Below are 14,639 nucleotides of genomic sequence, written 5' to 3'. Positions count from 1 at the left end.
CACCTCTGTTTGCAGCAAATCAAAGTTCGAGCAAGGCCCGGGGTGTATGCTGTGCTCATCTTGTTTGTGGGGGGCCTTGATGCCACCCCCGGGTTAGGAGAGAAACGATGCACACACAAAAAGAGACCCTGAGTCAGGAGGCCCTGCTCACCCTGGCCAACGAGCTTATCCGCAACCATGACGAGTTTATCCACGGCATGCACGCCGACGCCGTGACGCAGCGAGGGGATGTGCTGGTGTTCAAGGGGGAGTATTTCCTGAGCGACGACGGCACCCCGACCCCCAAGACGATGGCGGTGTTCAACATGTTCAAATACTTGGCTCACCAGCTATCGGGCAAATACCAGCTGGGTTGAGACGAACAACGGGATGCCAGGGGCATCCCGTTTTGCTGATGGCAAAGAGGCAGCCAGCCGCGCTCAAGCGACGCTGCGATCTGGCGAGCCCCGCTCCCCCACCACACAGTTGCGGCCCGCCACCTTGGCCTGATAGAGCCGCTCGTCGGCCCGATTGAGCAGACTCTCTGCCGATTCGGCGGACTGCATCAGAGCCACTCCGATGCTGACGGTCACCTCGAGCAGCTCATCGCTGGTCGGGCTCTTGATGAGGCGCGCCTCGACCGCCAGGCGCAGCCGCTCGGCAACCCCCGATGCCTGCTCCCCACTGCCGCAATCGGGCAGCAGGACGGCAAACTCTTCCCCCCCATAACGCCCCAGCACCATGCCCGTCTCGAGCTGCTCGGCCAGGCAGGCCGCCACCTCCTTGAGCACGGCATCCCCCGCCAGATGGCCGTAGTGGTCATTGATGCGCTTGAAGCGATCGAGATCGAGCAGCAGCAGGGCAAAGGGTTTTTGCTGGTAAAGGAAGCGGGCTCGGGATTGCGCCAACTGCTTCATCAACAGCCGCCGGTTCATCATGCCGGTCAGCTCATCCCTGGTGGATTCGCGATAGAGCTGCAGCAGCATGTTGAGCTGGCCACACTGCACCCAGGCACTCGCCAGGGCGAACAGGGTAAGCAGCCAGAGCTGATCCAGGGTGGCGGCGCTCCACAGGGGTTGGCCAAGCAGCAACCAGTTGCCCCCCAGCATGGCGACCATGATGCAGGCCGCCAGCTGCAGACTGAGCGAGAGAGGGACCGGAAAGATGGCGAACAGGCTGATCAACAGATAGGGGAAGGCCCAGTAGCCCGCCTGCAGCTCTTGCCCGGCGTCGAAGCTGGCCAGACAGAACAGCGAGAAGACCATCATCACCGTCATCAGGTAGCCGAGCGCCAGCTTCATGCGCTCCCGGCGAAAGTGAATGAGATAGGAGAGCGGGATCAGGGGCGAGAGTGCCAACAGGCAGAAAGCACGCGCCTTGAGCAGCTGGCTGAACTGCTCCTGACTCAGGGTCAACCAGTCGACCAGCCCCCAGGCGGGAATGCCGATCATCAACAGGCAGGTAAGCAGTCGCAGCCTGACCGTCATAAATCCCATGCGGGTCAGGGTGAAATCTTCCGAATGCGCGCGGGCACTCCAGAACTCCGACAGCTTCAACATCCAGCGTCTCCAGGTCGTGAAAGAGGGCTCATTCTACGCCTACATATGGCAAAAACCCATGACGTCGACGGGTTTTACCGCTCACACCCCAGATGCAAACCGGCGGATCATAATGGTCACACGCAAACGTTTCAACCTCGCGACAAATAAACCCGTTTATGACCAATTGCCGCTGGATCTCGCTTTTTCAATCACTACAATAGCCGCCAAATTTCCTCCCCCTTCTCCCATCAAATTTCGAGGTATCTATGGAACAGGCTGCTCTCAAGAGCGCTCCCGACCAGCCACAGCGGCGCCCCCACCCGGATCTGGTCTACGGCATCAACGAGGTTCCTCCCCTGCCCCAGACCCTGTTCGCCGCCCTGCAGCATATGCTCGCCATGTTTGTCGCCATCATTACCCCGCCCCTCATCATCGCCAACGCCCTTGGCCTGCCCGCCGATGAGACCCGCTACATAGTGTCGATGTCACTGGTCATGTCCGGCATCGCCTCCTTCATCCAGACTCGTCGCTTTGGCCCCATCGGCTCTGGTCTTCTGTCGGTGCAGGGCACCAGCTTCAATTTCCTCGGCCCCATCATCGCCTCGGGGCTGGCCCTCAAGCAGGCCGCCATGCCCACGGACGACCTGCTCGGCACCCTGTTTGGCACCATGCTGGTCGCCGCGCTGACCATGGTGGTGCTCAGCCGCTGCCTGCATCTGGTGAGCCGGGTCATCACCCCGCTGGTGACCGGCATAGTGGTGCTGCTCATCGGCCTGACCCTGATCAAGGTCGGCCTCATCAGCATGGGTGGTGGCTATGGCGCCCTGGCCGATGGCAGTTTTGCCAGCCACGGCAACCTCTTCCTCTCCCTGCTGGTGCTGGGATTGATTGTGCTGCTGCAACGCAGCCACAATCCCTGGCTGCGCCTCTCCGCCATCATGATTGCCATGCTGGTCGGCTATGGGGTCGCCCTGCTGATGGACAAGGTGCAGCCCCCCGTCTTCGAGGGACCTCTGCTGATGATCCCGGCGCCACTGCGTTATGGGCTCGGCTTTGACTGGCAACTGTTCGTGCCGCTCGCCATCATCTTCGTGGTGACGGCGCTCGAAGCCATCGGCGACATGACGGCCACCTCGGATGTCTCGGGCGAGCCGGTCAGCGGCCCGCTCTACATGAGCCGCATCAAGGGCGGTGTGCTGGCCGATGGTTGCAACTCCATGCTGGCGGCGCTCTTCTCCACCTTCCCCATGTCCACCTTCAGCCAGAACAATGGCGTCATCCAGTTGACCGGGGTAGCCAGCCGTCATGTGGGTCTCTTCATCGCCGCCATGCTGGCTCTACTCGGGCTGTTCCCGGCGGTGGCCAGCCTGGTACAGCAGATCCCGGAGCCCGTGCTTGGCGGCGCCACCATCGTCATGTTCGGCACCATAGCCGCGGCCGGGGTGCGCATCATCTCCCGCGAGGAGCTGGACAGACGCGCCCTGATGATACTGGCTGTCTCCCTGGCCATGGGCTTGGGGGTCGCCCAGGTGCCCGAGGTGCTGCAACACCTGCCCGAGCTCGCCAAGAGCGTGCTCTCCTACGGCGTCGCCACCGGCGGCCTCACCGCCATCATCCTGAACCTGTTGCTGCCCAAGCGAGCCGCCGCGCAGGCCTGACTCTCTCGCCAACAAACAGGTAAAGCCCCGCCGTGCGGGGCTTTACCTCCTCCTCCGTCGCGGGTACTGTGCAGGGCAGCCTCTGCTCAGGATGCCCTTGATGCCCTATACCCTGCTTCCCCCTCTGCCCACCAGCCACACCCCGGATCAGACCTTGGCCGAGGAGCAGCGCTGGCTGCGGGACTGTGCCCGTGACGGCCAACCCCGCGCCCATTTATGGCAGGCCCCCCAGTGCCTCATCGTCACCCGCAAAGATACCCGTCTGCCCCGCTATCAAGCCGCCTGCGAGCAACTTGCGAGGGAAGGCTGGCCCGTCCATGTGCGCGACAGCGGCGGCACCGCCGTGCCCCACGGTTCCGGCATCCTCAATCTCTCCTTGCTGCTACCCCGCACCGCTGCGGATCTGGCCCACTACTACCGGCTGCTGGGGGCACCGCTGCTGGCCCTGCTGGGGGAGCATGGCCTGGAGGGGAGCTACGACTTCGTGCCCGGTTCGTTTTGCGACGGCCAGTACAATCTGGTGATCGAGGGTCGCAAGGTAACAGGCACTGCCCAGCGCTGGCTGGCACCGGGTCAGGATCATGGCGGCGCCGTGCTGGCTCAGGCCATGCTATTGGTGGCTGGCGATGTGAATGAGGGCACCCGGATGGCGAGCCGCTTCTATGAACTGGCGGGAGGGGAGCTGCGTTTTCTGCCCGATACCTCCACCACCCTGGCGCACTGCATCGGTTGGCGAGGTAGCGAGGAGCAACTGGTGGCGCAGGTGCGACGGCGTTTGCAGGCGCGGCTGACCGGCAACTGATGTGCCGGCGCCCAAAGCCTGCCTGATACGAAAAAGCCACGACCCGGGTCGTGGCTTTTCTGTTTTCAGCGCCGCGGGTATCAGGCGGTCTGCGGCTCTGGCTCGGCTTCGCTATCGCGGTCCCGCTTGAAATAAGCGCGGGTCTCGGCGATCACCACATGGCGCAGGCCGATGAGACCGATGAGGTTGGGTACCGCCATCAGGCCATTGACGATGTCGGCCAACAGCCAAATCATGTCGAGATGGAGGAAGGCGCCGCCCGCCACCAGCCCCAGATAGATGAAGCGGTAGGGCTTGATAGCTCGAGTCCCGAACAGGTAGTGAGTGCAGCGCTCACCGTAGTAGTTCCAGCCGAGGATGGTGGTGAAGGCGAAGAAGAGCAGGCCTATGCTCACCAGATATTGGCCCAGGTGCGCATCCAGCCCCTGGGCGAAGGCGGCGCTGGTCATGGCTGCGCCGCTGAGATCGCCGCTCCAGACCCCGGTGACCACCAACGTCAGGCCCGTCATGGTGCAGATGATGAGGGTGTCGATGAAGGTGCCGGTCATGGAGACCAGTCCCTGCTCCACGCAGGAATCCGTCTTGGCCGCCGCCGCCGCGATGGGGGCTGAGCCTAAACCCGATTCGTTGGAGAAGACCCCCCGCGCCACCCCGGACTGGATAGCCAGCATGATGCTGGCACCGACGAAGCCACCGGTCGCGGCATGGCCGCTGAAGGCGCTCCCGACCACCAGCGCGATCGCATCGGGCAAGGCGCCAGCACTGTTCACCAGCACCCCGAGACAGGCGGCAATATAGAAGAGCGCCATGAAGGGCACCACCTTGCTGGCCACGCTGGAGATGGACTTGATCCCCCCCAGGGTCACCAGGGCGACCAGCAGCGTCAGCACCACGGCGGTCGCTTCACGGGGCACCGAGAAGGAGAGGCTCATGGCGTCGGAGATGGCATTGACCTGAGGGAAGGTGCCGATGCCAAAGAAGGCGACGCCTATGCCAAACAGGGCGAACAGTTTGGCCAGCCAGCGACTGCCGAGCCCCTTCTCCAGATAGTACATGGGGCCGCCCGCCATCTGGCCGTTGCTGTCCAGCTGTCGATATTTGACCGCCAGCAGACACTCGGCGTACTTGGTCGCCATGCCAAACAGGGCCGCCATCCACATCCAGAACAGGGCACCCGGGCCCCCTAGCTTGATGGCGGTCGCGACGCCGACGATGTTGCCCGTGCCTATGGTGGCCGAGAGCGCGGTGCACAGCGCCCCGAAACTGGAGACATCCCCCTGCTTGCCCTGGCCCTGATCGCGACCAAACACCAATTTGAGGGCGAAGGGCAACCGCACCAGCTGCAGCAGACCCAGGCGAAGAGTGAGGTAAACACCGGTCCCGACCAGCAGGATCAGCAGGGGAGGTCCCCAGACAAGATTATCGATGGCCGTCAGGGCCGATTGAATTGATGACATGCATCCTCCTTAAAAAACAACAATTAAGGAGGAGAAGGATGATCTTCCCATAGGTGTCGCGATCGCCAGAGGTGATCGGATGCGGGCCAAGAACGAGTTCACACTCTTACTGCGAGGCCGTGATCAAGGCTCATGCGCTGCTCGGAATCCTCACGTATGTCTATACGCTCCGGTTCCTGCGCTGCTCTTTACCTTGCTGACGACCTCTCGTTACAGATCGTGAACAGTTCCAAGCTCAGGTACAACCATCCCATCCCCTCTGTCCTTTTGCCTGAGAGTTTCCGGCGCCAGCCAGCCCTTGCGGGTCGTCATGGTGCCTTGCTCCTTCGGCGCCCGATTAAACGGGTCTCTCCAGAGTATCGTCCAGTAGCAGTCCACACCGGTTGCCCGGTACCTGAAAGATTTACTTCTTCGGTGGATGGTCCCCCATCGCTCTCCTGCTACCTTCATCCGAACTAGTTTTGGATTAGGACGGGCATATTAGTCCAAAATAATGTGATCTGTCTCGCAACAATCCCCGTTTTTCTTCCTGAGTCCCCGGCGCCACCTGAAAGTAAATAGATTGTTAACTATCAATTGGTTAGCCCGCCACTGGCCAGGAGGCCCTTCTTGCATCCGGATACGCCTTTTTGCACTGGATATCAATTTCCCCTTTCGTCTCGACCAGAAAATCTTGCCAACATAGTCAATCAAAAAGCTTGCATGACAAATCAATAAACAGATAATTGCGCGCATATCCAAGCAGTAACCATGAAAGTTATGCAGCTTGCTGGATAGGTCCCTTCCGGACCGCTCGCCTGAGCCGGCCGTTGCCGTCTCAACAAACCAAGGCTAGGGCAACTCCGCCCCCTAAGGATGATCAAAAGACAATGAAAGAGACCCTTGTGGCACAAGATTACCGTCAGCTGGTTGAACAATTTGGCTCTCCCCTGTTGCTGCTCGACAAGGCTGCCGTGCGCCGCCAATATCGGGCTCTGTCTGCCGCCCTGCCCGAGGTGCGCCTGCACTATGCGCTCAAGCCCCTGCCCCATGAGGCGGTGGTCGCTGTGCTCAAGGAAGAGGGAGCCTGCTTCGATCTGGCCACCAATGGCGAAGTGGATCTGGTGCGCTCGCAAGGGGTGCGGCCGGGTCGCTGCATCCATACCCATCCCATCAAGCGCGACAGTGACATTCGCTATGCGCTGGAATATGGCTGCACCGTCTTTGTCTATGACAACCCTCTGGAGCTGGACAAGTTCCTGCCCTACAAGGATGAAGTGACACTGCTGCTGCGCGTCAGTTTCCCCAATCCCAACACCAAGGTCGATCTCTCCAAGAAATTTGGCTGTACCCCGGAGCAGGCGCTGCCCCTGCTGCAACTGGCCCAGGCCAAAGGGCTCAAGGTGAGGGGGCTCTCCTTCCATGTCGGCTCCCAGGTGCCCAACAGCGAGCGCCATGTCCAGGCTATCGACGCCTGCCGCGAGATCATGGAACAGGCCTGGGATCTGGGGCTCAAGCCCTGGGTACTCGACATCGGTGGCGGCTTCCCGGTCGACTATGAGGGAGGCGAGTTCGATATCGATGGCTTCTGTGCCCCGATCCGATCCGCGCTCGCCAAGCTGCCCGCCACAGTGCAGAAAATTGCCGAACCGGGTCGTTTCATCAGCGCCCCAGCCATGACCTCGGTATCCAGCGTGATGGGCAAGGCCCACCGTGGTGACAAGATCTGGTACTACCTGGATGACGGCCTCTATGGCAGCTACAACGGTCAGCTCTATGACCACGTCACCTACCCGGTCAGTACCCCCTATGCCGGTGGCGAGTTGCACAACGCCGTACTCTCCGGCCCGACCTGCGACAGCGTGGATGTGATCCGTGACGGCATCATGCTGCCGGATCTGGAGATTGGTGAGCTGGTGATAGGGAAAGTGATGGGGGCCTATACCTGGGCCTCGGCCTCGACCTTCAACTTCTTCCCCAAGGCCAATATCCTGATCCTCGATAGCAGCCAGCAGAGCCAGAAGCTGGTCGCCGTCGCCTGAAGGGCATGACCATGACGCCGACATAGAGAGGGGGAGCCATTGGCTCCCCCTCTTGTTTGCATTGTCACGCCAGCGTCATCAGAACTGGCTGGTCAGCAGCCAACCGGTATAACCGAAGAAGATGCAGAGCAAGATCCCCCCTTCCACCCGGTTGATGCGGCCCTGGCCCTTGCGGCCCAGACACATCACCAGCAGCAGCAGGGTCAGCCCCATCATCAGGCTCCAGTCACGGGTCAACACGGCCGGATCCACGTCCAGGGGCGCTATGCCAGCGGCGATACCCACCACGGCCAAGGTGTTGAACAGGTTGGAACCCAGCACGTTGCCGAGGGCCAAGTCATGCTCCTTCTTCTTGATGGCCATCAAGGAGGAAGCCAGCTCGGGCAGAGAAGTACCCACTGCCACTATGGTCAGGCCGATGACGAGATCGCTGATGCCAAAGGCCTGGGCGATGGTGACGGCGCCCCACACCAGCAGGCGGGAAGCGCCGACCAGCAGAACCAGACCCACGATCAGCCAGAAGATGGCTTTCTTGAGGGGCATGGCCTCGCTGTCTATCTCCACATTGACATCGGCGTCCAGGGCATCGCCCTTGCTCTTGATCCCGGTCCAGATGGACCAGCCCAACAGCACGACAAAGACCACGCCAAGAATGAGCGCATCGCCACGGCCGAGATAGCCGTCAAACAGCAGGGCGCCAGTCAGCAGGGTGATGCCAAGCAGGATGGGTATCTCCTTGCGCACCACCTGGGAGGAGACGGCGATGGGGCTGATAAGTGCGGTCAGACCCAGGATCAAAGCGATATTGGTAATGTTGGAGCCATAGGCATTACCCAGCGCCAGCGCCGGGTTGCCCTGCATGGATGCCAGGGCCGAGACCACCATCTCGGGAGCCGAGGTACCAAAACCGATGATAACCATACCGATGAGCAGGGGTGGCATGCCCGCATAACGGGCGGTGGCGGCGGCACCATCGACAAATTTATCCGCACTCCAGACCAGCAGGGCCAGTCCGGCAATCAGGGCAACAAAAGCCAGGGTCATACGTATTCTTTCCAATCGGGTTGAGCTTCAGGGCGCCATGACGGTCACGGCATAAACAGGGACACGGGCCCAAGAGGCCCGTCGGCGCCAGTGTAACCGAGGGATATCGCTTTTCAAGGGCTAACTCAGCCCTGATTAACTATCCCAGCAGTGCAAGCAAGGAGTCGGCATCTGAGACCTCGAACTTGCCGGGTGCCTCTATGTTCAGCGCAGTGACCAGGCCATCTTCGGCTATCAGGGCAAAACGCTGAGCACGCACACCACCGAAGGCTCCCGTCTCTTTCTCCAGCCCCAGGGCCCGGGTCCAGCTGGCATCGCCATCGGCCAGCATGGTGATGGCCTGCGCGTTCTGTGCCTCGCCCCAGGCCTTCATCACGAAGGCATCGTTGACCGAGAGGCAATAGATGGCATCGACACCCTTGGCGCTGAACTCATCCGCCTTGACCACATAACCGGGCAGATGCGCATTGGAACAGGTCGGTGTGAAGGCGCCGGGCACGGCGAACAGCACCACCTTCTTGCCGGCGAACAGCGCCTGGGTATTCAGCGTCTGTTTGCCTTCGGTGGTAAGGAGGGTGAACTCACCCGCGGGCAGGGATTGGCCAACTGAGATCATGAAGAGTCTTCCTGACGGTAAATGATGAGGAGCAGTTTACCCCAGATGAGCGCCCCGTGCAGGGGTCCGTTATGCGCCGCCTCTGGCCTGCCAATGGGCGAGGGCTATCAGGGAATCCGGGGTAAATTCGGCGGCCCGGTTGGCGATCTCCGCCAGACTCATCCAGTGGACGGCGCTCACCTCCTCGGCCTGCAACTGCAATGGCCCCTGATAGCGGCAACTGTAGAGATAACCCCACACCTTGTAGTTGCTGCCCTCGGCCAGGAAGCTGCCATGTTCACTCAGCGGTATATCCATGATGCCCAGCTCTTCTCCCAGCTCGCGCAGGGCGCTGGCAAGGGGCACCTCGCCCACCGTCATCACGCCACCGGCGCAGGCGTCCAGCATGCCGGGGCAAAAATCCTTGCCCAGGGTTCGACGCTGCACCAGCACCTGACCCTCCCCCCCCAGCACCAGTATGTAGCTGGCGCGATGACGCAGGTTTTCACGGCGCACCCGTGCCCGATCGGCCACCTCAATGACATTGTCCTGGTCATCGACCACCTCGACCCATTCCATGCTGCTCTCCTGAGCCGTTCTGTTGCTGACGCCGCAGTATACATGGAGAAAAACCTTGCCGGATCAGCTACTAGGGGATTTTCTCGGCCAGCCTGCCCCGTCGTTTGTCGGGTAAAAGAGAGGGCACCCACAGGTGCCCTCTCGATGAGCGGTCCGCGCTCGCTCAGTTATGCAGGATCTGGGAGAGAAACAGCTTGGTGCGTTCGGACTGGGGGTTGTCGAAGAACTGCCCAGGCTCGTTCTCCTCGATGATCTGGCCTCTGTCCATGAAGATGACCCTGTCCGCCACCTGCTTGGCAAAGCCCATCTCGTGGGTCACGCAGAGCATGGTCATGCCTTCATTCGCCAGCTCCACCATGACATCGAGCACCTCCCGTACCATCTCGGGGTCCAGTGCCGAGGTCGGTTCATCGAACAGCATCACCTGAGGATTCATGCAAAGACTTCTGGCGATGGCGACACGCTGCTGCTGACCACCGGAGAGCTGACCCGGGTACTTGAGCGCCTGCTCGGGGATCCGCACCCGTTCGAGAAAGCCCATGGCGATCTGCTCCGCCTCCCGCCTCGGCAACTGCTTGACCCAGATGGGTGCCAGGCTGCAATTTTCCAGCACCGTCAAATGCGGGAACAGGTTGAAGTGCTGGAATACCATGCCCACTTCACGGCGCACCGTCTCTATGTTCTTGAGATCCGAGGTGAGCGCCATCCCCTTGACCAGGATGTCGCCGCGTTGATGCTCCTCCAGCCGATTGATGCAGCGGATCATGGTGGACTTGCCGGAGCCCGATGGCCCGCAGATGACGATCTTCTCCCCCTTGCCGACACTCAGATTGATGTTGCGCAGCACATGGAAGTCGCCATACCACTTGTTGACGTCCTTGAGTTCGACCACATAGTTACTTTCCATAATCAACAGCTCCTAACGCTTGTGGCCCGTGTGCAGCTTGCGCTCCAGATAGATGGAATAACGGGACATGCCAAAACAGAACATCCAGAAGATCAGTGCGATAAACACATAGGCTTCGGTGGAATACCCGAGCCAGTCGGGATCCGCCAAGGCCACCTTGGAGATGGCCAGCAGATCGAACAGCCCGATGATCAACACCAGACTGGTGTCCTTGAACAGGGAGATAAAGGTGTTCACCAGTGAGGGGATGGTTATCTTGAGCGCCTGGGGCATGATGATGAGCCCCATCACCTTCCAGTAGGAGAGCCCCAACGCATCCCCCGCCTCATACTGCCCCTTGGGGATCGCCTGCAAACCACCGCGCACCACTTCGGCCACATAGGCCGACTGGAACATGATGATGCCGATGAGCGCCCGCAGCAGCTTGTCGAACTCCACCTCCCCCGCCACGAACAGGGGCAGCATGACCGAGGCCATGAACAGCACGGTGATAAGCGGAACAGCGCGCCAGAACTCGATATAGACGGTGGAAAGGCTGCTGATGATCGGCATGTGGGAGCGACGCCCGAGGGCCAGCAAGATGCCAAACGGCAGGGCCACTGCGATGCCCACCACCGCCAGTACCAGGGTCAACATCAGGCCGCCCCAGAGATTGGTATCCACAGTCCTCAGCCCAAAGCCGCCGTGCAGCAACCCATAGGCGATACAGGGAAACACCAGCAGGGTGAAGAGTGCCAGCCGCCCCTTATAGGGCGTCTTGGGCCAAATCAGCAGCGCCAGCAATGCCGCCAGCCCGGCAAAGACGATATTGACCCGCCAGCGCTGATCCCCTGGGTAAAAGCCATAGATGTATTGACCAAAACGGCTCTCGATAAACAACCAGCAGGCCCCTTCCTGACTACAATCCGCTCGGCTACTGCCCGTCCAGGTCGCGGAGATAAAAGCCCAGTCAATCAGGTGCCAGAGCGCCGGCAGCAGAAAATAGGCCAGCGCCAGAGTCACCAGGCTGTTCCACCAATTGGGAAACAGATTGGCCCTGAGCCAGGCGGGTACGCCACGCCTGTTGTCAGGCGCAGGCTGCGCCTCTTGCATCTCAGTGACGAACATAGCTCCCCCTTATCATGATGCTTTCACCGCAGAGGCTGCACCGAAGACCCGTTGGGCATTGACTGTCATCTGATCTCCTCATCGCTCCACCAGCGCCATCTTGCGGTTATAGATATTCATCAGGACAGAGGTACTGATACTGATGACGAGATAGACCCCCATGGTCATGGCAATCACCTCGATGGCCTGGCCCGTCTGATTGAGGGTGGTCCCCATGAACACGGAGACCAGATCCGGGTAACCGATGGCCGTCGCCAGGGAGGAGTTCTTGGTCAAGTTGAGATACTGACTGGTCAGCGGCGGTATGATGACCCGCATCGCCTGGGGAATGATGACCAGTTGCAGGGTGCGGGGCGTGGAGAGCCCCAGGGCAGAGGCGGCTTCCGTCTGACCATGGCTGACCGCCAATATGCCGGAGCGCACTATCTCGGCGATGAAGGCTGCCGTGTAGATGGTCAGCGCCAGCAGCAGGGCCACCAGCTCGGGCAAGACGGTCAGGCCACCGCGGAAATTGAAGCCTTGCAACGTCGGCAGGCTCCAGGCAAGCGGACTGCCCACCAGCCAGAAGGTCGCCAGTGGCAGCAAGATGATGAGGCCAAGGGTGCTGAGCCACACCGGGAATATCTTGCCGGTCAACTCCTGGCGACGCTTGGCCCAGCGCCGCACTCCCCAGCTCAGGACAAGGGCCAGCAGCAGGGCACCGATCACATAGCCGAACCCCTCCTCAAACAGAGGCTTGGGCAGATAGAAGCCCCGCACATTCAAAAAGGCCAGCTCCCCCAGGTTCACACTCTCGCGGGGTGATGGCAGGGTGCGCAGCACCGAGAAATACCAGAAGAAAATCTGCAGCAGCAGGGGGATGTTGCGAAAGGTCTCGATATAGACAGTGGCAATGCGCGATACCAGCCAGTTCTTTGACAGCCGCGCCACGCCGATCACAAAGCCGAGCAGGGTCGCCAAGATGATACCCAGTACAGAGACCAGCAAGGTATTGAGCAGACCCACCACGAAGGTTCGGCCGAAACTATAGGTCTCATCGTAGGGGATCAGGCTCTGGAGTATGCCAAAGCCGGCGGTATTGCCGAGAAACCCGAAGCCGGTGGTGATGCCACGGGCCTCCAGGTTGGTCAGGGCATTGTTGATGATGTAGAACAGAAAACCGAGGACTGCCGCGATGGCCAGGCACTGGAAGATCAGCGCCCTCACCTTCGCGTCATACCACCAGCGGCCCTGTTCTTTCCTCTGGTCGTGCGGTTGTGACGCCATAGGGATTTACTCCGACAAAGCCAAGGCAAGAGGGAAAGCGGGGGCCTGAGCCCCCTAACCAACATATCTAGCGAATGGGGGGGGCGTACATCAGGCCACCCTGGTTCCACAAGGCATTGATGCCGCGATCGATCTTGAGGGGAGAACCGGCGCCGACGTTGCGATCGAACATCTCGCCGTAGTTGCCGACCTGCTTGATGATGTTGTAGGCCCACTTGTCATCGAGGCCAAGAATGCCTCCCTTGGGATCTTCGAGGCCAAGCAGGCGACGCACATCCGGGTTGGTCGACTTGAGCATCTCGTCCACGTTGCTACTGGTGACCCCGGCCTCTTCGGCATTGAGCAGGGCAAACATGCTCCAGCGCACCACCTTGAACCAGGGTTCATCACCCTGACGCACCACTGGGCCCAGCGGCTCCTTGGAGATAACCTCCGGCAACACTATGGCGTTTTCCGGCTTGGAGAGTTTGATCTTGAGGGAGTAGAGCTGAGATTGATCCGAGGTCAACACATCGCAGCGACCGGCCTCGAAGCCCTTCACGGTCTGATCCGAGGTGTCAAACACCACAGGGGTATATTTCATGCCGCCGTTGGCACGGAAGTAATCGGCCAGGTTAAGCTCCGTGGTCGTACCGGACTGGATACAGACGGCGGCGCCATCAAGCTCCTTGGCACTTTTTACCCCCAGGGCTTTGGAGACCATGAAGCCCTGGCCATCGTAATAGTTGACCCCGGCGAAGGTGAGACCAAGGGAGGCATCCCGCGTCATGGTCCAGGTGGTATTGCGCGACAAGATGTCGACCTCCCCCGATTGCAGTGCGGTGAAACGCTCCTTGGCGGTCAGGGAGACATATTTGACCTTGGTTGCATCCCCCAGCACGGCAGCGGCGACGGCGCGGCAGACATCGACATCCAATCCGGTCCAGGTGCCCTTGGCATCCGGGTTGGAGAAACCGGGCAGGCCATCGCCGACCCCACATTGCACAAAACCCTTCTTCTTGACGGCATCCAGGGTGCCTTCGGCCCAGACATTGGCGGCTGTCAACGACAACGCAACCAGCACACCCATCTTATGTAGCTGTTTCATATCACTCTTCCCTGTGGTTCAACTCGAATGTACATCACCGCAGCCTGCCGATGACGCTCTCCCTGCCTTCACTTTTTTTGCAGCTTATCCAGCGCCAAAAAAGCCTGTCAATCGGTGCAAACCGGCGCGAAATTGGTGCAGCAGCACAAAGCACCTATATGTCCCGATATACACCTTATGAATAAAAAATAGACCCATATCGACCAAATAGCATACTGACAATGCCAGCGCCGACCCTGCAGATCTTTTTTGCAGCTATTTTGTCATGCCCCAGAAGAGGGCAGCCTTTCATATTACAACTGACTCATATGGTTCATATTTTTGTCATGACGCCCCCTCATAGTGAGCCCTGTCCAAACAAGAAGGTATGCTCTGATGAAGGTGTTCAAAGGCTTGTCTCCCCGCCAGATGGCGCGTTACGTGAAGAGTTTTCACCGTGGCAGTTTCATGGTCGAGGAGATGGGGAAATTTGAATTTACTCAGGGCGAGATCATTCTGGAGAACCTGAATTGCAACAAGACCCTGGGTCTGGCAACCAGGGTTAACCGTGTGCTTCGTGGTCTGCGTCAGGGCAACCCGCTGTTGGGATAACTTCC

The 14,639-nt window shown here is 60.1% G+C and carries 13 protein-coding genes, 1 pseudogene and 2 riboswitches; of the genes and pseudogenes, 5 read left to right on the top strand and 9 right to left on the bottom strand.

All coding sequences use genetic code 11. The annotated features are described in order from the left end of the window. Positions 1-107 precede the first annotated feature (107 nt). Positions 108-356 carry a DUF2498 family protein gene (locus tag M2366_RS06615; RefSeq protein WP_042040666.1) on the top strand — a complete coding sequence of 83 codons (249 nt, stop codon included), beginning with the start codon at positions 108-110 and terminating at the stop codon, positions 354-356. Between the two features lie 63 nt (positions 357-419). Here M2366_RS06615 and M2366_RS06610 read toward each other — a convergent pair whose 3' ends face one another. After that, positions 420-1,538 carry a diguanylate cyclase gene (locus M2366_RS06610; RefSeq protein WP_259269250.1) on the bottom strand — a complete coding sequence of 373 codons (1,119 nt, stop codon included), beginning with the start codon at positions 1,536-1,538 and terminating at the stop codon, positions 420-422. A 248-nt stretch (positions 1,539-1,786) separates the two neighbouring features. On the opposite strand from M2366_RS06610, the gene M2366_RS06605 reads away from it, so the two are divergent. Together M2366_RS06605 and M2366_RS06600 are read left to right on the top strand one after the other, a co-directional pair. Continuing rightward, positions 1,787-3,178: a nucleobase:cation symporter-2 family protein gene (locus M2366_RS06605; protein ID WP_259269249.1), complete on the top strand. Its 1,392-nt coding sequence runs from the start codon at positions 1,787-1,789 to the stop codon at positions 3,176-3,178. Between the two features lie 100 nt (positions 3,179-3,278). Next, positions 3,279-3,980: a lipoyl protein ligase domain-containing protein gene (locus M2366_RS06600; RefSeq protein WP_259269248.1), complete on the top strand. Its 702-nt coding sequence runs from the start codon at positions 3,279-3,281 to the stop codon at positions 3,978-3,980. Between the two features lie 80 nt (positions 3,981-4,060). Here M2366_RS06600 and M2366_RS06595 read toward each other — a convergent pair whose 3' ends face one another. After that, positions 4,061-5,437, bottom strand: coding sequence for a sodium:alanine symporter family protein (locus tag M2366_RS06595; protein ID WP_259269247.1), 1,377 nt, complete (start codon positions 5,435-5,437; stop codon positions 4,061-4,063). A gap of 249 nt (positions 5,438-5,686) precedes the next feature. Beyond that, positions 5,687-5,802: riboswitch (glycine riboswitch) on the bottom strand. Between the two features lie 5 nt (positions 5,803-5,807). After that, positions 5,808-5,887, bottom strand: a riboswitch (glycine riboswitch). Between the two features lie 419 nt (positions 5,888-6,306). Here M2366_RS06595 and M2366_RS06590 point away from each other — a divergent pair. After that, positions 6,307-7,458 (top strand): type III PLP-dependent enzyme, encoded by a 1,152-nt coding sequence (locus tag M2366_RS06590; RefSeq protein WP_259269246.1) that lies wholly within the window; start codon positions 6,307-6,309, stop codon positions 7,456-7,458. 78 nt (positions 7,459-7,536) lie between these two features. On the opposite strand, the gene M2366_RS06585 is transcribed toward M2366_RS06590, so the two are convergent. The 7 genes and pseudogenes from M2366_RS06585 to M2366_RS06555 all read right to left on the bottom strand — a co-directional run bounded on the left by M2366_RS06585 (position 7,537) and on the right by M2366_RS06555 (position 14,043). Then, the gene (locus M2366_RS06585) at positions 7,537-8,502 is read right to left on the bottom strand and encodes a calcium/sodium antiporter (RefSeq protein ID WP_259235592.1); all 966 of its coding nucleotides are present in this window, start codon (positions 8,500-8,502) and stop codon (positions 7,537-7,539) included. A gap of 139 nt (positions 8,503-8,641) precedes the next feature. Next, positions 8,642-9,118: a peroxiredoxin gene (locus M2366_RS06580; RefSeq protein ID WP_042040674.1), complete on the bottom strand. Its 477-nt coding sequence runs from the start codon at positions 9,116-9,118 to the stop codon at positions 8,642-8,644. Positions 9,119-9,187: 69 nt separating this feature from the next. Then, positions 9,188-9,679, bottom strand: a pseudogene (yfcD, locus tag M2366_RS06575) (NUDIX hydrolase YfcD); the annotation flags it as partial. A gap of 160 nt (positions 9,680-9,839) precedes the next feature. Next, entirely contained in the window at positions 9,840-10,583 is a 744-nt protein-coding gene (locus tag M2366_RS06570; RefSeq protein ID WP_042040678.1) for an amino acid ABC transporter ATP-binding protein, read from the bottom strand. A 12-nt stretch (positions 10,584-10,595) separates the two neighbouring features. Beyond that, on the bottom strand, positions 10,596-11,690 hold the full coding sequence (locus tag M2366_RS06565) for an amino acid ABC transporter permease (RefSeq protein WP_259269245.1): 1,095 nt from the start codon (positions 11,688-11,690) through the stop codon (positions 10,596-10,598). 78 nt (positions 11,691-11,768) lie between these two features. Continuing rightward, entirely contained in the window at positions 11,769-12,956 is a 1,188-nt protein-coding gene (locus M2366_RS06560; protein ID WP_224430978.1) for an amino acid ABC transporter permease, read from the bottom strand. 67 nt (positions 12,957-13,023) lie between these two features. Further along, positions 13,024-14,043: an amino acid ABC transporter substrate-binding protein gene (locus tag M2366_RS06555; protein WP_224430979.1), complete on the bottom strand. Its 1,020-nt coding sequence runs from the start codon at positions 14,041-14,043 to the stop codon at positions 13,024-13,026. Between the two features lie 375 nt (positions 14,044-14,418). Between M2366_RS06555 and M2366_RS06550 the strand changes: the two genes are divergently transcribed. Further along, positions 14,419-14,634: a DUF1107 domain-containing protein gene (locus M2366_RS06550; protein WP_259235590.1), complete on the top strand. Its 216-nt coding sequence runs from the start codon at positions 14,419-14,421 to the stop codon at positions 14,632-14,634. Positions 14,635-14,639 lie beyond the last annotated feature (5 nt).

The sequence above is a fragment of the Aeromonas sp. BIGb0405 genome (genome assembly GCF_024807335.1).
In the GTDB taxonomy this organism is placed as follows: Bacteria; Pseudomonadota; Gammaproteobacteria; order Enterobacterales; family Aeromonadaceae; genus Aeromonas; species Aeromonas rivuli.
The sequence above is the reverse complement of the archived record's forward strand: the minus strand, read 5'-3'. Positions and strand labels throughout refer to the sequence as shown.

Excerpts from the sequence above, each read along its gene's own strand:
- M2366_RS06615 (WP_042040666.1), top strand. The coding sequence starts at position 108 with ATGCACACACAAAAAGAGACCCTGAGTCAGGAGGCCCTGCTCACCCTG.
- M2366_RS06610 (WP_259269250.1), bottom strand. The coding sequence starts at position 1,538 with ATGTTGAAGCTGTCGGAGTTCTGGAGTGCCCGCGCGCATTCGGAAGAT.
- M2366_RS06605 (WP_259269249.1), top strand. The coding sequence starts at position 1,787 with ATGGAACAGGCTGCTCTCAAGAGCGCTCCCGACCAGCCACAGCGGCGC.
- M2366_RS06600 (WP_259269248.1), top strand. The coding sequence starts at position 3,279 with ATGCCCTATACCCTGCTTCCCCCTCTGCCCACCAGCCACACCCCGGAT.
- M2366_RS06595 (WP_259269247.1), bottom strand. The coding sequence starts at position 5,437 with ATGTCATCAATTCAATCGGCCCTGACGGCCATCGATAATCTTGTCTGG.
- M2366_RS06590 (WP_259269246.1), top strand. The coding sequence starts at position 6,307 with ATGAAAGAGACCCTTGTGGCACAAGATTACCGTCAGCTGGTTGAACAA.
- M2366_RS06585 (WP_259235592.1), bottom strand. The coding sequence starts at position 8,502 with ATGACCCTGGCTTTTGTTGCCCTGATTGCCGGACTGGCCCTGCTGGTC.
- M2366_RS06580 (WP_042040674.1), bottom strand. The coding sequence starts at position 9,118 with ATGATCTCAGTTGGCCAATCCCTGCCCGCGGGTGAGTTCACCCTCCTT.
- M2366_RS06570 (WP_042040678.1), bottom strand. The coding sequence starts at position 10,583 with ATGGAAAGTAACTATGTGGTCGAACTCAAGGACGTCAACAAGTGGTAT.
- M2366_RS06565 (WP_259269245.1), bottom strand. The coding sequence starts at position 11,690 with ATGTTCGTCACTGAGATGCAAGAGGCGCAGCCTGCGCCTGACAACAGG.
- M2366_RS06560 (WP_224430978.1), bottom strand. The coding sequence starts at position 12,956 with ATGGCGTCACAACCGCACGACCAGAGGAAAGAACAGGGCCGCTGGTGG.
- M2366_RS06555 (WP_224430979.1), bottom strand. The coding sequence starts at position 14,043 with ATGAAACAGCTACATAAGATGGGTGTGCTGGTTGCGTTGTCGTTGACA.
- M2366_RS06550 (WP_259235590.1), top strand. The coding sequence starts at position 14,419 with ATGAAGGTGTTCAAAGGCTTGTCTCCCCGCCAGATGGCGCGTTACGTG.